At 72.2% G+C, this 21,205-nt stretch carries 19 protein-coding genes and 1 pseudogene; 10 read left to right on the top strand and 10 right to left on the bottom strand.

What is annotated here, in order from left to right; all coding sequences use genetic code 11:
* Positions 1–4 precede the first annotated feature (4 nt).
* Positions 5–754 (bottom strand): SLATT domain-containing protein, encoded by a 750-nt coding sequence (locus ACFY3J_RS29945; protein ID WP_390842119.1) that lies wholly within the window; start codon positions 752–754, stop codon positions 5–7.
* Positions 755–1,008: 254 nt separating this feature from the next.
* Between ACFY3J_RS29945 and ACFY3J_RS29940 the strand changes: the two genes are divergently transcribed.
* From ACFY3J_RS29940 to ACFY3J_RS29910, 7 genes are all read left to right on the top strand, one after another.
* Positions 1,009–1,353: a YbaB/EbfC family nucleoid-associated protein gene (locus tag ACFY3J_RS29940; protein WP_384174762.1), complete on the top strand. Its 345-nt coding sequence runs from the start codon at positions 1,009–1,011 to the stop codon at positions 1,351–1,353.
* Positions 1,354–1,411: 58 nt separating this feature from the next.
* The gene (recR, locus tag ACFY3J_RS29935) at positions 1,412–2,011 is read left to right on the top strand and encodes a recombination mediator RecR (protein WP_141359690.1); all 600 of its coding nucleotides are present in this window, start codon (positions 1,412–1,414) and stop codon (positions 2,009–2,011) included.
* Positions 2,004–2,663 carry a DUF5063 domain-containing protein gene (locus tag ACFY3J_RS29930; protein ID WP_141359689.1) on the top strand — a complete coding sequence of 220 codons (660 nt, stop codon included), beginning with the start codon at positions 2,004–2,006 and terminating at the stop codon, positions 2,661–2,663. Before recR ends, ACFY3J_RS29930 begins: the two co-directional genes overlap by 8 nt.
* 189 nt (positions 2,664–2,852) lie before the next feature.
* Positions 2,853–4,130 (top strand): aspartate kinase, encoded by a 1,278-nt coding sequence (locus ACFY3J_RS29925; RefSeq protein WP_225077007.1) that lies wholly within the window; start codon positions 2,853–2,855, stop codon positions 4,128–4,130.
* On the top strand, positions 4,127–5,218 hold the full coding sequence (locus tag ACFY3J_RS29920) for an aspartate-semialdehyde dehydrogenase (protein ID WP_390842118.1): 1,092 nt from the start codon (positions 4,127–4,129) through the stop codon (positions 5,216–5,218). The genes ACFY3J_RS29925 and ACFY3J_RS29920 overlap by 4 nt, the downstream gene beginning before the upstream one ends.
* A 387-nt stretch (positions 5,219–5,605) precedes the next feature.
* On the top strand, positions 5,606–6,301 hold the full coding sequence (locus tag ACFY3J_RS29915; RefSeq protein ID WP_384174768.1) for a SigE family RNA polymerase sigma factor: 696 nt from the start codon (positions 5,606–5,608) through the stop codon (positions 6,299–6,301).
* 104 nt (positions 6,302–6,405) lie between these two features.
* Positions 6,406–7,467 carry a hypothetical protein gene (locus ACFY3J_RS29910; protein WP_384174770.1) on the top strand — a complete coding sequence of 354 codons (1,062 nt, stop codon included), beginning with the start codon at positions 6,406–6,408 and terminating at the stop codon, positions 7,465–7,467.
* Between the two features lie 7 nt (positions 7,468–7,474).
* Here ACFY3J_RS29910 and ACFY3J_RS29905 read toward each other — a convergent pair whose 3' ends face one another.
* The gene (locus ACFY3J_RS29905; protein ID WP_384174772.1) at positions 7,475–8,290 is read right to left on the bottom strand and encodes an SURF1 family protein; all 816 of its coding nucleotides are present in this window, start codon (positions 8,288–8,290) and stop codon (positions 7,475–7,477) included.
* A 200-nt stretch (positions 8,291–8,490) separates the two neighbouring features.
* Between ACFY3J_RS29905 and ACFY3J_RS29900 the strand changes: the two genes are divergently transcribed.
* A complete protein-coding gene (locus ACFY3J_RS29900; RefSeq protein WP_384174774.1) occupies positions 8,491–10,323 on the top strand; it encodes a prolyl oligopeptidase family serine peptidase in 1,833 nt (610 codons plus the stop codon).
* 91 nt (positions 10,324–10,414) lie between these two features.
* Here the strand turns inward: ACFY3J_RS29900 and ACFY3J_RS29895 are convergent, their stop codons facing one another.
* Positions 10,415–12,385 carry an NAD-binding protein gene (locus ACFY3J_RS29895; protein WP_384175071.1) on the bottom strand — a complete coding sequence of 657 codons (1,971 nt, stop codon included), beginning with the start codon at positions 12,383–12,385 and terminating at the stop codon, positions 10,415–10,417.
* 243 nt (positions 12,386–12,628) lie between these two features.
* Between ACFY3J_RS29895 and ACFY3J_RS29890 the strand changes: the two genes are divergently transcribed.
* Together ACFY3J_RS29890 and ACFY3J_RS29885 are read left to right on the top strand one after the other, a co-directional pair.
* Positions 12,629–13,216 carry an RNA polymerase sigma factor gene (locus ACFY3J_RS29890; RefSeq protein WP_384174776.1) on the top strand — a complete coding sequence of 196 codons (588 nt, stop codon included), beginning with the start codon at positions 12,629–12,631 and terminating at the stop codon, positions 13,214–13,216.
* Positions 13,206–13,961, top strand: a complete 756-nt coding sequence (locus ACFY3J_RS29885; RefSeq protein WP_384174778.1) for a hypothetical protein — start codon at positions 13,206–13,208, stop codon at positions 13,959–13,961. Before ACFY3J_RS29890 ends, ACFY3J_RS29885 begins: the two co-directional genes overlap by 11 nt.
* A 92-nt stretch (positions 13,962–14,053) precedes the next feature.
* Here the strand turns inward: ACFY3J_RS29885 and ACFY3J_RS29880 are convergent, their stop codons facing one another.
* From ACFY3J_RS29880 to ACFY3J_RS29850, 7 genes and pseudogenes are all read right to left on the bottom strand, one after another.
* On the bottom strand, positions 14,054–14,950 hold the full coding sequence (locus ACFY3J_RS29880; RefSeq protein ID WP_384174780.1) for a serine/threonine-protein kinase: 897 nt from the start codon (positions 14,948–14,950) through the stop codon (positions 14,054–14,056).
* Positions 14,947–16,761 (bottom strand): ABC transporter ATP-binding protein, encoded by a 1,815-nt coding sequence (locus ACFY3J_RS29875; RefSeq protein ID WP_390842117.1) that lies wholly within the window; start codon positions 16,759–16,761, stop codon positions 14,947–14,949. The genes ACFY3J_RS29880 and ACFY3J_RS29875 overlap by 4 nt, the downstream gene beginning before the upstream one ends.
* A 92-nt stretch (positions 16,762–16,853) precedes the next feature.
* On the bottom strand, positions 16,854–17,021 hold the full coding sequence (locus ACFY3J_RS29870) for a hypothetical protein (RefSeq protein ID WP_384174784.1): 168 nt from the start codon (positions 17,019–17,021) through the stop codon (positions 16,854–16,856).
* 194 nt (positions 17,022–17,215) lie between these two features.
* Complete coding sequence (locus ACFY3J_RS29865) at positions 17,216–17,632, bottom strand: YeeE/YedE thiosulfate transporter family protein (protein ID WP_225077000.1); 417 nt, start codon at positions 17,630–17,632, stop codon at positions 17,216–17,218.
* A complete protein-coding gene (locus ACFY3J_RS29860) occupies positions 17,632–18,348 on the bottom strand; it encodes a YeeE/YedE family protein (RefSeq protein WP_390842116.1) in 717 nt (238 codons plus the stop codon). Before ACFY3J_RS29860 ends, ACFY3J_RS29865 begins: the two co-directional genes overlap by 1 nt.
* Positions 18,349–19,572: 1,224 nt before the next feature.
* Positions 19,573–20,490: a hypothetical protein gene (locus ACFY3J_RS29855; RefSeq protein ID WP_390842115.1), complete on the bottom strand. Its 918-nt coding sequence runs from the start codon at positions 20,488–20,490 to the stop codon at positions 19,573–19,575.
* A 380-nt stretch (positions 20,491–20,870) separates the two neighbouring features.
* Positions 20,871–21,011, bottom strand: a pseudogene (locus tag ACFY3J_RS29850) (Scr1 family TA system antitoxin-like transcriptional regulator); the annotation flags it as partial.
* Positions 21,012–21,205: the final 194 nt, after the last annotated feature.

The raw sequence follows: 21,205 nt of genomic DNA, 5'->3' as shown, positions 1-21,205 counted from the left end.
GGAGTCAGCGCGGCTCCGGCGGCCGCTGCCGGGGCATGTTCGGCCGTGCGGCGCCCGGCGGCAGCGGCAGGCGCCCGTGCCCGCCGCCCGGCTCCGACCGCCCGGTGGCTCCCGGCCCCGCCGCCTGAAGGCCCATCGGCGCCGAGCCCATGCGGAACTCCACCATCCAGTCGGCCGTCTCCGTGCGCACCAGCTCGTTGACGTCCTCCGAGAACCGCCGCAACACCCCCAGGCACCGCTCGGCGGCCTCGCCGGCCGTTCCCTCCGCCGGGCCCAGCACCTCCCGCACGTTCTCGGCCGCCCAGTCGAACTGGAGCGCCTGCAACCGGCGCTGCACGGCCTGCGCGGTCGCCACGTCCCGCATCCACCCGGCCGTCACCCCGAAGTACCGGTCGATCCCGACACACGCCACGCACAGCAGCAGCGCCACGTACCCCCACGGCGCCACGCCGTCGGCCGCCCCGGTCAGATCGAGCAGGGGCAGCGCCGCCCCCGTCACCGCACCCGCCGCGGCCCCGGCCCGCAGCGCACGCGCCCCGCGCCGCTTCCACACCCGCTCCCCGAGATACCAGGCCACGGTCCGCAGCGCCCCCCGCTCCACCCAGCGGTACAGCTCGTCCAGCCGCTGCGCCGGATCGCCCCAGTCGCCGAGCGGGAACGGCCGCCCGGTCAGATCGCCCGGCCGCAGCCCGGCCGCCCCGTCGCCCCGCCCGTCCTGCGGCGGACGCTCGGGCTGCATCTCCGGCTGACCCACCCGGCACTCCCTACTGATCACGATCCGTGACGCTGGCTGACACGCCGGACCCTTCCTACCCCCCAATGGGTGGCGAGGCGCCGGGAAGCACGGCTTTTCCGCCCGTAAGAGGGCCTTGATCAGGTATAGGACTCATCCAAGACTCACTCGAAAGAGTGGCGGGGCGCTGCCTGCCCGGACCACGTAGGCTCGTGCCAGCGGGAACCGGCGAATCGGTCCCCGCCCGGAAAGCCGTACGAAAGCAGGAGCTGATCGTGATTCCCGGTGGTGGCCAGCCCAACATGCAGCAACTGCTCCAGCAGGCCCAGAAGATGCAGCAGGACCTTCAGCGGGCCCAGGAGGAGCTGGCGCGGACCGAGGTCGACGGGCAGGCGGGCGGCGGTCTGGTGAAGGCCACCGTCACCGGCGCCGGCGAGCTGCGCGCGCTGAAGATCGACCCCGGGGCGGTGGACCCGGAGGACACCGAGACCCTCGCCGACCTGATCGTCGCCGCCGTCCAGGCGGCCAACGAGAACGCCCAGGCGCTCCAGCAGCAGAAGCTCGGCCCGCTGGCCCAGGGCCTGGGCGGCGGCACCGGAATCCCGGGACTGCCTTTCTGAGGCGGGCGCCGGGCAACTACCGTACGTACCGAAGCGATCCAGAAAGGACGGCAGTCCGTTGTACGAAGGCGTGGTCCAGGACCTCATCGACGAGCTCGGGCGGCTGCCCGGCGTCGGTCCCAAGAGCGCGCAGCGGATCGCCTTCCATATCCTCCAGGCGGAACCGGCGGACGTACGGCGGCTCGCCCAGGCCCTGCTCGAGGTGAAGGCGAAGGTCCGCTTCTGCGCGACCTGCGGCAACGTCGCGCAGGAGGAGCTGTGCGGCATCTGCCGCGACAGCCGCCGCGACCCCTCGGTCATCTGCGTGGTCGAGGAGCCGAAGGACGTCGTCGCCATCGAGCGCACCCGAGAGTTCCGCGGCCGTTACCACGTCCTCGGCGGGGCGATCAGCCCCATCGAGGGCGTCGGCCCGGACGACCTGCGCATCCGGGAACTCCTGGCCCGTCTGGCGGACGGCACGGTCACCGAGCTGATCCTGGCCACGGACCCGAATCTCGAAGGCGAGGCGACGGCGACGTACCTCGCCCGCATGATCAAGCCCATGGGCCTGAAGGTCACCCGCCTGGCCAGCGGCCTCCCGGTGGGCGGTGACCTGGAATACGCGGACGAGGTCACCCTCGGCCGCGCCTTCGAGGGGAGACGACTCCTAGATGTCTGACGCCACGCTGCACGCCACCAGCCAGAACCCGGACGACTTCGCCGTCCAGATCGCCGACCAGGTGGAGAGCTTCCTGGTCGCGGTCACCGAGGTCGCCAAGGGCGACGAGCCGGACTCGGCGGTGCCCTTCCTGCTGCTGGAGGTCTCCCAGCTGATGCTGGCCGGCGGCCGGCTCGGCGCGCACGAGGACATCGTCCCCGACGAGCGCTACGAACCCGACCCCGGCCCGGAGCAGGACGTGGACCAGCTCCGCGAGAACCTCGCGCGCCTGCTGGAGCCGATCGACGTCTACTCCGAGGTCTTCGACCCCTACGAGCCGCGCCGGGCGCCCGTGCCCGCCCGTATCTCCGACGACCTGGCGGACGTCATGGCCGACCTGCGGCACGGCATGGTCCACTACCGCGCCGGCCGCACCACCGAGGCCCTGTGGTGGTGGCAGTTCTCCTACTTCTCCAACTGGGGCTCCACGGCCTCCGCCACCCTGCGCGCCCTCCAGTCCCTGGTCGCCCACGTCCGTCTCAACCAGCCCCTGGAGGAGCTGGACGGCCTGGACACCGACCAGGGCATGGGCGACGAGACCCTGGAGTTCGAGGCCGGCAAGGTCATGGCGGAGGAGATCGCGGACCCGCTGGGACTGCGCCGGGCGCGCTGACCGTCCGGTGTGACGCGGCGCACTTTCCGAGTGGTGTTCCGGTGCCTGGGCATGAGCCGTTCTGACCAGCGGGCGCCGGGCATCTCACCATGCGGTATCGCGAAAGGGAAATTCGGACGCTCGATAGACTGAGCCGACCGCACCGCGTATGCGCGAGTGCGATGGACACGGACTGAGCGAGGAGCGCACGTGGGCCTTGTCGTGCAGAAGTACGGAGGCTCCTCCGTAGCCGATGCCGAGGGCATCAAGCGCGTCGCCAAGCGAATCGTGGAAGCCAAGAAGAACGGCAACGACGTGGTTGTCGTGGTTTCCGCGATGGGCGACACGACGGACGAGCTGATCGATCTCGCCGAGCAGGTTTCCCCGATGCCTGCCGGGCGCGAGCTCGACATGCTGCTGACCGCCGGAGAGCGGATCTCCATGGCCCTGCTGGCCATGGCGATCAAAAACCTGGGTCACAAGGCCCAGTCGTTCACCGGCAGCCAGGCAGGTGTCATCACCGACTCGGTGCACAACAAAGCCCGGATCATCGACGTCACGCCGGGCCGCATCCGGACCGCGCTGGACGAGGGCAACATCGCCATCGTCGCCGGTTTCCAGGGCGTCAGCCAGGCGGGGAAGGACATCACCACGCTGGGGCGTGGCGGGTCCGACACCACCGCCGTGGCCCTCGCGGCCGCCCTCGACGCCGAGGTGTGCGAGATCTACACCGACGTCGACGGGGTGTTCACCGCCGACCCGCGGGTGGTGGCGAAGGCCCGGAAGATCGACTGGATCTCCTTCGAGGACATGCTGGAGCTGGCCGCGTCCGGCTCCAAGGTGCTGCTCCACCGCTGTGTGGAGTACGCGCGCCGGTACAACATCCCGATCCACGTCCGCTCCTCCTTCAGCGGACTGCAGGGCACGTGGGTCAGCAGCGAGCCGATTCAGCAAGGGGACAAGAAGGTGGAGCAGGCCATCATCTCCGGTGTCGCACACGACACCTCCGAGGCCAAGATCACGGTCGTCGGCGTGCCCGACAAGCCCGGCGAGGCCGCCTCCATCTTCCGGACGATCGCCGATGCCGAGATCAACATCGACATGGTCGTGCAGAACGTGTCCGCCGCCGCCACCGGCCTGACGGACATCTCCTTCACGCTGCCGAAGGCGGAGGGCCGCAAGGCCATCGACGCGCTGGAGAAGAACCGGGCCGGCATCGGCTTCGACTCCCTGCGCTACGACGACCAGATCGGCAAGATCTCCCTGGTCGGCGCGGGTATGAAGACCAACCCCGGCGTCACCGCCGACTTCTTCACCGCGCTGTCCGACGCGGGCGTGAACATCGAGCTGATCTCGACCTCCGAGATCCGCATCTCGGTCGTCACCCGCCAGGACGACGTGCCGGGGGCCGTGCGCGCCGTGCACAGCGCCTTCGGGCTCGACTCCGACAGCGACGAGGCCGTCGTCTACGGAGGCACCGGGCGATGAGCGACCGACCGACGCTCGCGGTCGTGGGAGCGACCGGAGCCGTCGGCACGGTACTGCTCCGGATCCTGTCCCAGCGCGCGGACATCTGGGGCGACATCCGCCTGCTCGCCATTCCCCCGGACTCCCAACCGCGTCCGAGCGGCGGGGAGCCCGAGCGCGCGGTCGGCCGCAGGCTGACCGTGCGCGGCGAGGAGGTCGAGGTGACCGCGCTCGCCGAGGACGCCTTCGACGGGGTGGACATCGCCCTGTTCGACGTTCCGGACGAGGCCGCCGCGCACTGGGCGCCGCTCGCCGCCGCCCGGGGCGCGGTGGTGGTCGACAACTCGGGCGCCTTCCGCACCGACCCGGACGTGCCGCTCGTCGTGCCCGAGGTCAACTCGCACGCGGCGCGGCGGCGCCCGCGCGGGATCGTCTCCAGCCCCCACTGCACCACCCTGTCCATGATCGTGGCGCTGGGCGCGCTGCACGCCGAGTTCGGCCTGCGCGAGCTGGTTCTCTCCTCGTACCAGGCGGTGAGCGGGGCCGGACACGAGGGCGTGGAGACCCTGCGCCGGCAGTTGTCCCTGGTGGCGGGCACCGATCTGGGGACCAGCCCCGGTGATGTGCGGCGGGCCGTCGGGGACGACACCGGTCCGTTCCCGGAGCCGGTGGCGCTGAACGTCGTGCCGTGGGCCGGGTCGCTGTGCGACGAGGGCTGGTCGTCGGAGGAGATGAAGCTGCGGGACGAGTCCCGCAAGGTGCTCGGGCTGCCGCGGCTGCCGGTCGCCGTGACCTGCGTGCAGGTCCCGGTGGTCACCACGCACTCCCTGACCGTGCACGCCCGCTTCGAGGGCGAGGTCACGGTCGGCAAGGCGCGGGAGATCCTGGCCACCGCGCCCGGCGTGGTGCTGTACGACGACCCGGCGGCGGGCGAGTTCCCCACGCCCGCCGACGTGGTGGGCACCGATCCGACGTGGGTCGGGCGGGTGCGCCGGGCGCTGGACGATCCCACGGCGCTGGATTTCTTCGTGTGCGGTGACAACCTGCGCAAGGGCGCGGCGCTGAACATCGCGCAGATCGCGGAACTGGTCGCGGCCGAGGCGCTGTGACTCCTGTCGTATGAGTGGGCCCCCGCCGGAAATACCGTGGCCAGGGGCCTGTTTGTTTGTAGGATCCATGTAAGAATCATGGTCCGGCCGGTGGGCTGGACCACTTGATCCATGCCGTTCGGCGGCTGATGATTTGCCTCCCCGTCCTTTGCAACCGCGCGAAGGGCGGGGAGCGTCTTTGCGGTCGCCCTTCGGGGGCGTGGGGACGCTGCGGGACGTGGGGACGTCCCGGTGATTCAGGCATAGGGGATGAGCGGGACGAATGAGGGCATACCAGGCGCATTCGGTTGTGCCGCCTGCCGCGAGAACGTCGCCGGACGTGTCACACGGCGCAAATGACTTGCCCGGCACGTACAACCTCGGTGGGGGGAGACGTGTCCAACTGGCGTGGCAGAGGTTCTCGAGTTCACCCCCAAGCTCTTCGAGCGGGGGGTATCCCCAGCGGCGACCCGCGGCACCGCACTGCGGTCGCCCCGCGCGGCGCTCCGTCCGCGCGTTCCCGGCGGCATGCCGGTGATCGCGCCCATGCCCGCAGCGCGGCCCGCCCGCATACCCAGTCAGCGTGAGGCCGCCGAGGAGACCGTGGCGGCCGGCACCACCGTCGACCATCTCACCGAGACCTACCGCGCGCACTACCGCTCGCTGCTGGGTCTGGCCGCGCTCCTCCTCGACGACACGGCCTCCTGCGAGGACGTGGTCCAGGAGGCGTTCATCCGCGTCCACTCCGCCCGCAAACGCGTCCGGGACCCGGAGAAGACCCTCGCCTACCTGCGGCAGACGGTCGTCAATCTCTCCCGCTCGGCCCTGCGCCGCCGCATCCTCGGCCTGAAGCTGCTGTCCAAGCCGATGCCGGACATGGCCAGCGCCGAGGAGGGCGCCTACGACCAGCTGGAGCGCGACTCCCTGATCAAGGCGATGAAAGGCCTCCAGCGCCGCCAGCGCGAGGTGCTGGTGCTGCGCTACTTCGCGGACATGACCGAGGCGCAGGTCGCCGAGACCCTCGGGATCTCGCTGGGCTCGGTGAAGGCGTACGGCTCGCGCGGCATCGCGGCGCTGCGGGTCGCGATGGGGGCGTCGGCATGAGGGAGCACGACGAGGACCGCGACGAGCGTGAGCCGGACGAACCCGGGGCCTCGCGCGAGCCGGACCATCAAGAGCACACGCAATCGCACGCTGGGAACGGAACCGTGAACCACAGCCCCGACGAACTCGGCCCGGACGGGCTCGACTCGGACGAGCTGGAACTGCGCAGGATGCTGCATCAGGCGGTCCAGGACGTCGAGCCGCGGGACGGCACGCTGGATCACCTGCGGCGCGCGGTTCCGGCGCGGCGGGCCCGTAAGCGGCAGGCCGTCGTCGGCATGGCGGCCGCCGCCCTGTTCGTCGGCACCGCCATCCCCGCCCTCGTGCACGTGTCCTACACCGCCGACTCCGACGCCAACCCGGCCATCGCCGGGAAGGCCTCCCAGGCCCAGGGCGGTACGAGCCAGGGCAAGGGCCCGGACGGCGGCGAGAGCGGCATCGGCGGGTCCTCGGGCAAGGCCGCCGGCGGGGGCGCGGAGGACCGGAAGGACGACCGCAAGGGCGGTCCGGACACGGCCGCCGCCAGTGGACCCACCGGCGGTCCGGACAGCCCCTCGGCCCCCACCGGCAGCGACGCCCCGGTGTGCACGGCCGCCCAGCTCGGCCCCGCCACCGCCACCGTCGACGCCCCCGACTCGGCCGGTGTCGTCTACGGCACCTTCCATGTCACCAACGTCTCCGCCGGCAGTTGCCGGGTCGGCGGCTCCGGATCGGTGAGCACCCTCGCGCAGGGCGCGGCCGACGCCACCAGGATCACCGTGGTCGCGCACACCTCCGGCGACGCGGCGGCGGCGCTGCCCGACCCCTCCACCGAGGCGCCCGGCCTGCTCCTGCCGTCCGGCTCGGCGTACGAGGTGAGGTTCGCCTGGGTGCCCTCCCAGACCTGTCCGACCAGCGGCGGCGGTGGCGGCGGAAGCACCGGCGGCAACGAGACCGGTGGGCCCTCGTCCGAACCGTCCCCGACCCAGGGCGCGAGCACCACGGGTGCCACGAGCACCGGCGGCGACGGCGGCGCCAACACCCAGATGCTCCTGACGGACGGCACGGCCGACGGCAGCGTCGTGGTCTCCCACACCCCGGAGGCCGGCTCGCCCTCGGCATCGGTGACGGTGACGAACGCGTGTGCGGGGACGGTCTACCGGACCGGGGTGCTCCCGGCGTCGTAGGGGCCGGTCAGGCGCCGGACGCGCCGCTCGACGCGGGCGCCGGCACCGGGACCTCGTCGGCCTCCTCGGGCGCCAGCCCCAGTTCCGCGTCCCGCAGGGCCTCCACCTCGCGGCGCACCAGCCGGAACCACATGAAGACCACGAAGCCGGCGAAGACGAACCACTCGCCGGTGTAGCCGAGGTTCTGGAACGCCTTCAGGTCCAGCCCGGTGTTGCCGGGGGCCTTCGCCGGCACCGACCTCATCCCGGGGTCGGCGTGGTCGAGGGTGACCCAGGCGTCGTAGACGCCGTACGGCACGAGGTTCACCAGCGAGGCCGCGCTGATCGCCGCGGTCTGCCCGGACGGCAGTCCGCCCCGGGCGCTGACCCCGTTGTCACCCGGCGTCTCCGACGCCTGGAGCGCTCCGGTGACCGTGACCTCACCCGTGGGCGGCGCCGGGACCCGGGCCGGGTCAGGGGTCCCCGGCAGCCAGCCGCGTACGACCGGCAGCGCCTTGCCGGAGTCGGTGCGCAGCAGCGTCAGCACGTAGTACCCCGGCTTGCCGTCCAGCTCGCGGTCCGGGACCAGCAGCTGATCGGTGTACCGGCCGGTCGCGGTGGTCGGCATGCCGGACGTGCGCTTGTCCACGGGCAGCAGCCGGTCCAGCGGGCGCGGCGCCTCCTCGCGGTAGGAGGCGGCCTGCTCGGTCGCGGTCCGGTGGTCCTGCACCCGCGCCTCGAACCGGCTCAGCTGCCAGGACCCCATGAACACACAGAAGGGGATGGCGAGCAGCACGAAGACGTTGATGCCCCACCAGCGAGGTGTCAGCAGAAACCGGTACACGCCTCAACGGTACGGTGCCGAACGCTCCGCCCCGGTCGCGGGGTCGGCCCGGAGGGGCGCCGGGTGGTCGAGACCCGGAGCGCCCGGCGGGCGGGAAAGGTGTGGAAACCGCGAGAGGATGCGAAGGATCCGGGCGGAGTTGTCCACAGGCTGGGGAGACCGGTCGCCGATTTGACGGCGGGACCGGGCAGTATGGGGTCATGACTGAGAGCAACGGGTCCGACTCGCCGCAGCAACTCGACCGGCGGGCACTCATCGAGGAGATGCCGGACTGGGAGAAGCGCTTCCGCGCGCCCCGGGTGTCCCTGCCCGACTGGGCGGAGGACGCGCCGGAGCGCTCCCTGTTCGTGTCGAACGCGACCGGGACGTACGAGCTGTACGCCTGGGACCGGGCGACGGGCGGGCAGCGGCAGGTCACCGACCGGCCGAACGGCACGACGGACGGTCTGCTCTCGCCGGACGGGCGCTGGATCTGGTGGTTCGACGACAAGGACGGCGACGAGTTCGGCGTCTGGCGGCGGCAGCCCTTCGAGGGCGGGGCCGACGAGGCGGCCGTACCCGGCCTCGGGGCGTCGTATCCGGCGGGCCTCGCGCTCGGCCGCGACGGCCGCACGGCGGTCGTGGGACGCTCGACGGACGAGGACGGCACGACCCTGCACCTGGCCCGCGACGGCCGGGTGACGGAGATCTACCGGCACCGCGAGTCGGCGGGCGTGGGCGACCTCTCCCACGACGGCTCGCTGATCGCCCTGGAGCACACCGAGCACGGCGACGCGATGCACTCGGCGCTGCGCGTGCTGCGCCCGGACGGCACGACGGTCGCCGAGCTGGACGACACCAAGGGCGGGACGGTCGAGCTGGGCCTCGAGGTGCTGGGCTTCGCCCCGGTCGACGGGGACACGCGGCTGCTCGTCGGCCACCAAAGACGCGGCCGGTGGGAGCCGCTGGTGTGGGACGTGGCGACGGGCGAGGAGCACGACCTGGTACTCGACCTGCCCGGCGACGTGAGCGCCGAGTGGTGCCCGGACGGCGGCGGGCTGCTCGTGGCGCACGGCTTCGAGGCCCGCAGCGAGCTGTTCCGCTACGACCTGGCCACCCGCGAGCTGACGACGATCCCGACCCCGCCCGGCACGGTCTCCGGCGCGACCGCCCGCCCGGACGGCAGCGTGGAGTACCTGTGGTCCTCGGCGGCCGAACCCTCCGCGGTCCGCTCGACGCTGGGCGGGGTGGTCCTCGACCCGCCCGGAATGAAGTCCCCGGGTTCGGTGCCCGTGGAGGACGTGTGGGTGGAGGGTCCCGGCGGCCGCATCCACGCCCTGGTGCAGAGGCCCGCGGGCGCGACCGGGCCGCTCCCCACGGTCTTCGACATCCACGGCGGCCCCACCTGGCACGACAGCGACTCCTTCGCCGCGGGCCCGGCCGCCTGGGTCGACCACGGCTACGCGGTGGTCCGGGTCAACTACCGCGGCTCGACGGGCTACGGCCGGGCGTGGACGGACGCGTTGAAGCACCGGGTGGGCCTGATCGAGCTGGAGGACATCGCGGCGGTCCGCGAGTGGGCCGTCGGCTCGGGGCTGGCCGACCCGGCCCGCCTGATCCTCACCGGCGGCTCCTGGGGCGGCTACCTCACCCTGCTCGGTCTCGGCACCCAGCCGGGCCTGTGGGCGCTGGGCATCGCGGTGGTCCCGGTCGCCGACTACGTCACGGCGTACCACGACGAGATGGAAGCGCTGAAGGCCATGGACCGCACCCTGCTCGGCGGCACCCCGGAGGAGGTGCCCGAGCGCTTCGAGGCGTCCTCGCCGCTGACCTACGTCGACCAGGTCGAGGCGCCCGTCTACATCTCCGCCGGGGTCAACGACCCGCGCTGCCCGATCCGCCAGATCGAGAACTACGTCAAGCGCCTCAAGGCACGCGAGGCCGTCCACGAGGTGTACCGCTACGACGCCGGCCACGGATCCCTGGTCGTCGACGAACGCATCAAGCAGATCCGCCTGGAACTGGACTTCGCGGAGCGGCATCTGCCGAAGTAGTAAAGCCGTGGGGCGCGGGTGGCCCAGGACCGCGCATCCTGAGCCACCTGAGCCCGCCCGCGTACCTCCTACGGTCCCGGCGCCCCCGTTCCTACGGTTCCCGCGTCCCCGTCCGCCCCCGCGACCTGCGGCCCAGCAGCTCCGCCAGACCGCGCCGGGTCGCCGCGAGCACCACCCGGTCCTCCTTCCGCAGGACATAGGTGCCGGGCAGGTTCCACACCAGACCCGAGGCCCGGTCCGGGCGCTCGGCCGCCGCCTCCGGTGCGGCCGGATCCCGACGTTCGTCAGCGGTCATCCCCACGTCCAGCGCCAGCACCCGCCAGTACCCCGGCCGGAAGGCCTCCGCGAGCGTCCTGCCCTCCAGCTGCGGATGCCCGCCCACGTCCACGGACGCGAACAGCAGCACCCTCCGCTCCACCGGGATCGCCCCCAGGATCTGCCGGCCGAACATCGCGCCGGCGAACGCGGGCGCCGCCAGGTGCGTCACGCTCCGGCTGCGTGTCAGGGCGTTCGGGTGCGCGGCCCGCAGGGTGCGGTACACCGCGGTGGCGAAGTCGTCGTCGTACAGCCGCAGCACCACCCGCAGGTCGGGGCGCACGGACCGCGCGTAGAGCACGGCCTCCAGGTTCGTCGTGTCCGCGCTGGTCACGGCGAGCAGCGCGTGCGCGCGGTGGATCTTCGCGGCTTCCAGCACGCCCTCCTGCGTGACGTCCCCGAGCACCACCGGCACCCGCAGCCGCCGAGCCGTGGCCACTCCGCGCGCCTCCGGGTCCGACTCCACGCACACCACGGGAATGCGCAGCTCCCGCAGTCGCGTCAGCACCCGGGTGCCGATCTTGCCGAGCCCCAGCAGGACGACGTGTCCGCCGAGCCCCCGTGGCGGCCGGCGCAGCGCGGACGCCGACCGGAACGTGCCCAGCGCCTCGAGCACCGCGGCCAGCACCACGGGCAGCAGCAGCACACCCACCAGCCCGGTCAGCAGTTGCAGGAGCTGCCGTCCGACCGGTTCGCCGAGCGCGGGGTCGTCGATGGCGAACAGGTCGAGCAGCGTCAGGTACACCGCGCCCAGCGGATGGATGCCGGCCACCATCCACAACGCCACCGCGAGCGCGAACACGCACGCCAGCAGACCCGCCACCGTCCACCGCAGCCGCCGTGAGAACAGCGACGTCAGCGGTGGCACGGCCGCCGCCACCACGCGCCTGGCGGACAGCGGCTCACCGGCGGCGTACGAGACCTGCTCCAGCACCACGGTCGCGCGCCCGGTGGCCGCCCGTACCGCCGCCTCGTCCGGGAGCAGCTGCGGCCGCTGGTCGCCGCTGTCCTCGGAACCGTCCGCGCCTGCCGGGTCGCTGGTCGTCGCGGACAGCAGCGCCAGTGTGCACAGCCCGGGGTCGGCGACCTGTCCCGGCGCGGGCGGCGGCCGTTCCACCGCGCGCAGCAGCAGCCCGTCGGTCTGGACGACCTTGCTGGTGCCGACGACGGCGCTGGCGGCCAGCGCGGGCGCGGCGGTGTCGGCGTCGGACAGCACGGTCGTGGACGCGTCGGCGCCCGCCGTGTGGTCGCCGCCGACCGCCAGCGCGGCGGTCTGGTCGAGAAGCTCCTCGATGTGCTGGCCCAGCCGCCGGTTGTACAGGCGCACCACGAGCCGCAGCCGCGGGTTGAGGCGGCGGGCGGTCAGGGCGGCGCGGATGTTGGTCTCGTCGTCGTCGTACACCAGGGCCAGCGCCGCCGCCCGCTCCACGCCCGCGTCCGCGAGCACGGCCTCGGTCAGTTCGGCGGCCTCCAACAGCCGGTTCGCACCGGCCGGTTGGCCGCCCGTGCCACCGCCCGAGCCACCGCCTGTGCCGTTGCCCGCGCCGCCGGCCCCGACTCCCGCCCGGTTCACGGCCGCGCTCACCACCCGGTCCAGCAGCGCCGACGCCGTACGGCTGCGGCCCACCACCGGTGGCCGCACCGTGCGCTCGGAGGGCGGCACGATCAGCGTCACGTGCTCGCCGTACACCCCCCGCAACTCGGCGACCAACCGGTGCGCCAGCCCGTCGTCCCCGCACACCACCATGTGCGCGCCCGTGCCGTCCGGCACACCACCCTGATACGGAACGCTCCCCACGAGGGAAGAGACTGCCGTACCGGGACGGGTGGTTCCACCATCCACCCCGGCTTCCGCGCGGTCACCGCGGGCCCGCTGCCCGAAATCGTTCCGCGACAGAGCGCGGGGAGTGCGGTCCCGCGGGAGAATCGGAGCATGGGATTCCGTTTCGGTCGGGCAATCCCTGCGCGGGGATGGTCCGTATATACGGATGTGTCGAGAATCTGGTTCCCCGTGGGCCGGCTCCCGGATGAGGCTCTGCTGTCCGGGCTGGCGACCGGTGATCCAGAACTCGCCGTCAGTTTCGTACGCAGGTTTCAGCACCGGGTCTTCGGTGTCGCCGTCGCGGTCACCGGTGATCCCCAACTGGCGGAGGACATCGCTCAGCAGACATTCGAGCGGGCATGGCGGCACGCGCAGATCTACGACTCGCGCCGCGGGTCGGTGACGACCTGGCTGACCACCATCGCCCACAACCTCGCCATCGACGCCGTGCGGTCACGGCGTCAGGAACCGGTGGCGCCGGAGGACCTCGACGCGATCCTGGACGTCGTCAGCGACACCCCCGAGCGGCACGCGCTGGCCGACGAGGCGTCGTCCCGGCTGCGCGCCGCCGTGGCCGAGCTGCCGCGCGAACAGGGCCGTGCCCTGGTGATGGCCGGCATCTACGGCATGACCGCCCAGCAGATCGCCGACTGGGAGCACATTCCGCTGGGCACCGCCAAGACACGGGTCAGGACGGCGATGGGGAAGCTGCGCACCACCCTTGCCTCCTTCCAGCGAGGCGACCATGGCCAGTGAGATCAGCTGCGAGAAGCTCCGCGAGATCGGCGCCGAGCTCGCGCTGGGCGTGCTGCCCGGTCGCGAGCGGGCCGGTGCCGTCGCGCACCTGGAGAGGTGCGCGGACTGCCGCGAGTACATCGGACAGCTGACTCTGCTGGGCGACCGGCTGATCGGGCTCCTGCCGGGCAGCGAGCCGCCGGTCGGGTTCGAGAGCCGGGTGGCGCAGGCACTGACGCAGAGGGCGGCGCACGACGGGCGTGCACACGCCCGGACACCGGGCATCCCCCGTCCGGGCGTGCTCGGCCGGATACGGCCACGGGTCGCCGCCGCCGCGGGCGCGGTCCTCCTCGCCGTCGGCTTCGGCGGCTGGGCGGTCGGCACGGCGATCGAGTCCACCGTGGCCGGGCCCGCCTCGACCGCCGCCGTCGGGTCGGGGATGCTCTGGGGCGGTTTCACCTCCGCCGACGCGGCCGGAAGGCCGGCCGGCGAGGTCTACGCCCACCCCGGCTCCCCGGGCTGGATCTACATGAACATCGACCTCACCAAGACCGGCGCCCCCCACGAGGGCAAGGTCACCTGCCGGCTGGTGCGCAAGGACGGCACCACCGTCCCCGTCGGTGAGTTCACCCTGCACCACGGCCGCGGCGCCTGGGGCGGCCAGGCCCCCGTCGACCCCGCGAAGCTGGCCGGCGCGCGGGTGATCGCCCCCGACGGCACCGTCCTGGCCAGGGCGCACTTCTCCACGGGCGAGGAGAACTCCTGAGGGCCGCCGGGGAGTGGGGGCTGCCCGGGGTGAGGGTTGCCCGGGAGGACTGCCAGGGGTTGAGGCCTGCCCGGGAGGACCGAGAGGACTGCTCAGCCAACGGGGCGGGCCGGAACAGGCAGCACCGCGCCCAGGGCCGTGGTCAGTTCGTGGACCGTGGGCCGGTCCGCCGGATCCAGGCTCAGGCAGCCGTCGACGGCCTCGGCGAGCGCGCGCGGCAGGCGCCGGTGCGACGCGACCGGCGGGGCGGCGTTCTCCCGCCACGGAGATCGGAGCAGCCGCGCATCCCGGGGATCGCCCGTGGTGTGCTCGCTCTCGTCCTCCTCGCCCTCCGGCGGCGGGAAGGGCACGTCACCGCAGGCCGCCTCGTACAGCATGACGCCGATGCCCCACACGTCGGCCGCGGCCGTCAGCAGCCCGCCGCGTGCCTGCTCCGGCGAGCGGTAACAGAACGTGCCCGTCCCGCGCCGAGCGTTCCCGGGCGGCCGGGCCACGCTGAGGTCGAGCACCTTGACGTGCCCGCGGTCCACGACGACGTTGGCCGGCTTGAGGTCCAGGTGGAGCAGGCCCCGGCCGTGCAGATAGTGCACCGCGGAGCACAGCTGCACCCCGAGGAGCGCCACGTCGGTGGCGGCCGGCCGGCGCCGCAGCCGGCCGAGGAGGTGCGCGAGCGTCTCCCCGGTCAGCGTCTCCATCACGACGAGCGGTTCGGGCGCCGCGAACGTCTCGTACGCGCGGACCAGGTGCGGATGGGTGAAGTCGCGCAGCCACCCGCCCTCCCGCAGCAGCTCGCCGCCCAGTTCCGGGTCGTCGCGCAGGTCGGGGCGCAGCACCTTGATGACGCACCGGCAGGCCCGTTCCTCGCTCCAGGAGTCGTACAGGTCCAGCCAGCCGGTGCGGGCCAGGTGCCCGAGGACCAGGTAGCCGGGGACCGGGCGGGTGCCAGCGGGCAGCGGCGGCTCCACGGCCGTCCGTGTGACGGCGGTCATGACAGCACCGTGCCCTGCGGCGGGGGCCCCGCGGGCGAGGCCGCGCTGTGCAGCCGGTACAGCCGCGCGTACGTGCCGCCGCGCGCGAACAGCTCGTCGTGGGTCCCGGACTCGGTGACCCGGCCGTGGTCGAGCACCACGATCCGGGTGGCGTCGCGGACCGTGAGCAGGTTGTGGGAGATGACGACGGTCGTCCGGCCGGTCATGAGCCGGCGCAGCGGGTCCATGATCCGGCGGCCCGACAGGGCGTCCAGGCCGGTGGTGGGCTCGTCCAGCAGCAGCACGGGCGCGTCCCTGATCATCGCGCGGGCGATGGCCAGCCGCTGGCGCTGTCCGCCGGACAGCGTCCGGCCGCGCTGGCCGACCATGGTGTCGTAGCCCTCCGGCAGCAGCCGGATGAACTCGTCGGCGTCCGCGGCGCGGGCCGCCTCGACGATCTCCGCGTCGGTGGCGCCGGGCCGGCCGTAGGCGATGTTCTCCCGCACCGTGCCGTGCAGGACGAGCGTCTCCTGGAGCACCACCGCGACACTGTCGCGCACATCGGTCAGGGACAGCTCGCGCAGATCGGTGCCGTCGAGGCGGATGGCGCCGTGGTCGGGGTCGTAGAACCGCAGTTGCAGCTTGGCGACCGTGGACTTCCCGGCCCCGCTCGCCCCCACCAGGGCCAGGGTCTCGCCGGGTCGGACGCGGAACGACACGTCCGACAGGGCCCAGCGGGACGTGTCGGGATAGCGGAAGGACACACCGTCGAACTCGACCTCGCCGCGGGCCCGGCCGATCCGCCGGGCGTCCGGGGCCTCGCGGACCTGGGGCCGCTGGTCGAGCAGCTCCACGATGCGTTCGGCGGAGGCGGAGGCGGCGTAGAAGGTGGGGCCGAGGCGGGACAGGTCGCGGACCGGGCTGTAGAGCTTGCCGATCAGCGCCAGGAAGACCAGCAGCCCGCCCAGGGTGAGCTGGCCCTGGGTGAGCTTCCAGGTGCCGAGTCCCATCACGGCGAGGCCGCCGCACACCTCGATGAGCTCCACCAGTGGCCGGTAGACGGCCCGGATCCGCGTCGAGGCCATGGCGGCGTGGAAACGGCCCAGGTTCTCGCGCTCGAAGCGGTGCTGCTCCCAGTCCTGCCGGTTGTACGCCTGGACCAGGGTCACGTTGCCCAGCGACTCCTCGGCGACCGCGCTGAGCGAGCCGCTGCGGCGCCTGCGCTCACGCGACGCCTGCTTGGTCAGCCGTGAGAAGTGGCGGGCGGCGCCCCAGAACAGCGGCACGATGACGATCGCGAGGAGCGTGAGGTCCCAGCTCAGATAGAAGAGCAGCCCGAGGAAGATGCCCAGCTGGAGCAGGTCGAAGAACACGTCCGCCACGCCGGAGAGCAGGAACGTCTCGACGGAATCCACGTCCCCCGTGATCCGCGACAGCACGTCCCCCAGCCGCCGCCGTTCGAAGAACCCGAGCGACAGCCTCTGGACGTGCCGGAAGACATCGGCACGCAGGGAGAGCAGGAAGCGTTCGCTGACGTACGCCGAGGTCACGTCGTCGGCGAACCCCAGGATGCCGGAGAGGAGGATGAGTCCCACGTACGTGGGCGCGATCCACAGGAAGGGGTGCAGGTCCTTCGGAACGAGCACCTCGTCCACCATGATCTTGAAGAGCCACAGTTCGGCCGCGTCGACGAGGGGGCCCGTCGTACTGAGCAGAAGGAGCGGCGCGAGCCAGCCCCGGCGCCCTCGGGTGTAGGGCCAGAAACGCCGGAACACCTCGCGCAGGGGCAGCGGCGGGGCGGCCGTGACCACGGCCTGCTCATCCGCCCCCACCGACAGCAGACGACTCAGGACGTACTGACGGAGCGGACCGGCCCCTTGGGGCTCCGGTCCGCTCCGCTCCGAGTCGGCTGAGGTGGCCAAAATCAGAAATCAGTAGCCGTGACCGTGGCCTCGCGAACCGCGGTCCCGACCGCCGCGGCCGCCGTGGTCGCCATGACCGCCGTGGTCGCCATGACCGCCGTGGTCACCGTGACCGCCGTGGTCCCCATGACCGCCGTGTCCGCCGTGACCACCGTGGCCCCCGTGATCACGGTTCAGAGCGGGGAAGAGTGCATTGAAGATCGCCATGGCATTCCTCCTGATGGAACATGTCTCGCACCTGGGTACGTCCCGAATCAGGAATCAGATGGCGTTTTAGGTCAAAAGGCGGCAAATACCTTCTGGCGGCTGGCGGCTGGCGGGGTGCGGAACGCGCCGCCGGAGGCGCCGCGGAACGCGTGGCCGGTCACAGCCCGCAGGAGCCGCGGTCCAGGTGGAAGAACCGGGCGTTGGCCCAGCGGCACAGCCAGATGCCGACGGCGACGCCGGCGATGGTCACCAGGGCGGGCAGGTAGCCGCCGGCGACCTGGGTGATCGGGATCGCCGGGCAGCCGCCGGAGATCGCCCACCCCGTGCCGAACAGCACCGCGCCGGGGACCACACCGGCGTGGATGCGCCCAGGGGTCCGGCGCACCCGCAGCAGGGCGAACGCGAGCACGATGATCACGACGGCGCCCGCGAAGGACAGGAACATCCGCAGATCCTGGAAGGTGAACATGCGGTTCAGCTCGGCGTAGTCGCCGAAGCCGATGTTGGAGACGGTGAAGCCGAGGGCCAGCCCGGTGATGATGTTGGCCAGCAGAATCGCGCCCCGGGTACGCATCAGATCACCTTCCACAGGAGGAACGACACCCCGACGGCGGTGCCGAAGAACACGGCGGTCGCGACGATGCTGACCGGGCGCAGCCGGCCGCAGCCGTTCAGTCCGTGGCCGGAGCTGCACCCGCCGGCCAGCCGGGTACCGAACCCGACCAGCACGCCGCCCAGGAACAGCAGGACGACCATGGTGATCGGATCGGCGGTGACCAGGTCCCGGAAGCCCGGACCCATGTCGTAGCGGAGCTCGAACCGCCCGGACGCGAGCGAGGCGATCAGCCCGCCCAGGAAGATCGACACCAGCAGGGCGGCCTGGGTGACCAGGGGGGCGGGGCGCTGGCTCGTGACCGAGGAACCCTCTGTCGCCGCCGGTTCGACGTACGGAGCCGGCGGCTGCGGCACCGGCTGCGGCGGCGCGTATGGGGCGTGCGGGTCCGCGTGCGAGGCCTGAGGGCTCGCGTACTGGGGCTGGGACCCCGCGTACGAGGTCGGCGCTCCGGGCAGGGTTCCGAAGTGCTCAGCGGTGGCCGCGGCGAGCGCTTCGGCGAGTGCCTGATCGTCGGCGAACTCGTCGTCCATCTGCTCGAGACGGCGTTCGCTGCGCCAGTGCAGCACGCGGTCCCAGGCCGACGACACCCCGAAGGAACGATCGGTGGTGAGGGTGTAGTTGACGGTGACCAGGGCGAGCCCGACCGCGCCTGCCCACCAGGGCCAGTAGTTCATGCCGGACCTCTCATCCAGTCGGCGATCCGACCCAGCAAACCGCGCTTCGCGCCGGACGCCTGCGCCGAGTGCCGAGCGGGGCGGTGCGAGGAGTGGGGAGTCGGTGTGTGAGGTGACGGTTGGTAAGGAGGGACTGGTGCCGGGTGCGGTGCCGGGTGCGGTGCCGGGGGCGGCGCCGCCCCGAACCAGGCCGTGCCCTGAGGTTGTTCGGGACCAGGTGACGCCGGCTCAGGCGGTCCGGCGGGTACCGGACGGGACCACGCGTCGGGCTGCGGCTGCGGAGCCTGCCGGGGTGGCTGCGTGGGGTTGGTCGCGCTGGACCGGTTCGTACCGGACGTGCCTTCGAGGTGCCGCGCGGTCGCTCCGTTGGGCAGCAGGCTGATCGGCACGCGCTCGCCGGTGAGCGACAACTGGTAGCGGGCACAGCCGTGCCACTGGTCCGCGCTGTCGCAGTAGTAGTCGCGCCAACCCTGCAAGCTCGCCCTGAGCAGGGGGAAAAGCGGGCATCCCACGGCGTGCGAGCAACCCACGTTGCTCCCTCCTGACCGGCGCGGACCGCCCGTTCACAAGGGGGCGGTCGCCGTTTCCTGGTTCTTGTCCTTGCCGCGCCCGCTCGACGATCTCAATACGTCGGGGGAATATCGGCACAGAGCCGTATTGTGACTGCCAGTCACCGCGTTCAGCCGTGATGGAACCACTTTCCCGGTGCCCCGGGCAACCCGATCGGGTTTTCCGGCCGAACCACTTGACATTGCTCAGTGAGCTGCGCCACGTGAAAGATCTGTTCGTCTGCCTCTGATGTCCGGATATTTGCCGGCCGACAGCGGGGCCTTTGATCGCGATTAGGTCTCATGATCCCGTCCAGTACGGGCCTGAGCCGGTCGTTTGTGGAGAGGGTGCGAATGTTCGACAGGGTTGTGGCGAGAGCGTGAATATTGCAGATCAGCCCGCCGTGCGGCAACGCGGAGATCATCACCGCTTACCGAATGCGTGCCCCTTCCGAACCCTTCACCTGAATCCGGCCGAAGCCCCGGACGGGAGAATTCGGCGCCCGCGGCGCTTTCCCGACCACCAAATTCTCCCGCCCCACCGCAGGAGATCACCCACAGAACACGGATACGCGGACCGAACCCGCGCCCCATGGACACCTATTCCCTCACGCGCCACTTGATGAACGGCTGCCACTCCCGCAGGCCCGCCACCGTGGCTCGTGACCGCCCGGTTTCAGCCGGCCGCGCGGAGGCGGTTCGCGGGTCGGCAGTCCCGGCAGCGTCCGGGCTCCGGTGCGCGGAACGCCCGCTCGCAGCCGTCACAGGTCTGGAAGGGCAGGACGGCCGGGAGACGCTCCGCGGGCGGCGTGAGCGGGGGCGGGGCGGGCAGAGGGGTCTGCCGCAGGCGGAAGGCGAGGATGCCTGCGGGACGAGTGAGGAAGCGGTCGGGCAGCCGTGTGGTCAGCAGTTCGGTGATCTGGTGCGCCCCGACGCCCGCTGCGAGCCACTGGGCAACGGCCGGTGCCAGGCGGGCGGCTTCCTGCTCGGACAGGACCAGGCGCGGATCGGCCCGGCGCAGTGCGGTGAGTACGGCGACTGCCTGCGGGTCGGCGTCGGCGAGCCGGGGCTGGTCCTGTGGCTCCGCCCTGGCCGGCGCGGGCGCGGGGGGAGCCGTGGTTTCCGTGGCCGCGGATGCGGGCGCGGCTTCGGTCTCCGTCGTGGGGGGCTGCGTCCGGGGGAGACGGGGCTTCGGCGGCCGGGGCGGCTGGGGCGGGTGACCGTCCGGGTCGCCGTCCGGACCGCCGCACGGAACGTCGTAGAAGTACGTCCGTGTACGGACGTGACCACCGGGTCCGCGCTCGCGGCGGCGCTCCAGGTAGCCGAGCCGCTCAAGCTCCCGCAAGGCCCGCGAGATCAGGATCTCGCCCTCGGTGAAGTGCTCGCACAGGGCGGCGATGGTCACGGGTGAGCCGTCGGGCAGGGAGAGGATGTAGACCGCCACGCCGATCGTGACCGCGCTGCCGCGTTGCTGCACGAGGGCGTTGGAGATCACGGTGAAGTCGGCCGTGAGCCGGGTGCGGACGTGGATCACACCGGAGGTCGGAGTACCCGCGTCGGCGCGCAGGCGCGCGTTAGACTGCGGGTCAGCCATCGGGAAGGCGTTCACTTCCTGATCGGTCAGGCCCTCGATCGGGATTGCCGTCCCGGCCGGGGGCCGTCGTCTGTGTGCGGTTGTTGCGGCGAACGTAACCGTCCGTATCCCGCCCTCGCAAGCTGGTCACCCGGACGGGTGACGTGGGCCGGGAGGGTGGGTGGGCGGGTAGTTCTTTCCCTGGTTCTTTAAGGAGGTCAGCGGCCGACCGGACCCTCGCGGACAAGGATCCGGCGGACCCGTGAGGCGGCCACTGACCAGGGCCCGGTCGGCTCAGACGCGGTGACGGCCGGCCTTCAACTGGCCTATGAAGGCGGCCCAGGAGCCGGCCTCGAAGGTCGGAGCGGGACCGTGCGGGACCTTGCACGACGCCGGGGAACCCTACCGGGAGTGTTGAGGCGCTCCTGCCGTTCCAGGCGGGCGGTGATCCGCTCTTCCAACTGTTCCTGATCGTTCAGCGTCCGGCCGACGCTCAGCACCGCTCGCGCATACGTCTCGGTCTGCAACAAGCCAGGCTGGACACCGAGGGACCCCGTGGGCAAGACGGTCTGGGCGGAGGTGTCGTGCGGTTGCTGGCATCGGCTACGGATCACCGACATCAGCAGCGTTCGGCCCCTGACTGGGGTCCGTGCAGCCCCTGGAGCCACCGGGCCGACTGGCTCGGTCGCAAGTCGCTCACCCTGCATCCGCCGGCGGGCGGGCCTTTCCCGCGTCG

Origin of the sequence: Streptomyces sp. NPDC001231 (assembly GCF_042896885.1) — a bacterium.
In the GTDB taxonomy this organism is placed as follows: Bacteria; Actinomycetota; Actinomycetes; order Streptomycetales; family Streptomycetaceae; genus Streptomyces.
The sequence above is the reverse complement of the archived record's forward strand: the minus strand, read 5'-3'. Positions and strand labels throughout refer to the sequence as shown.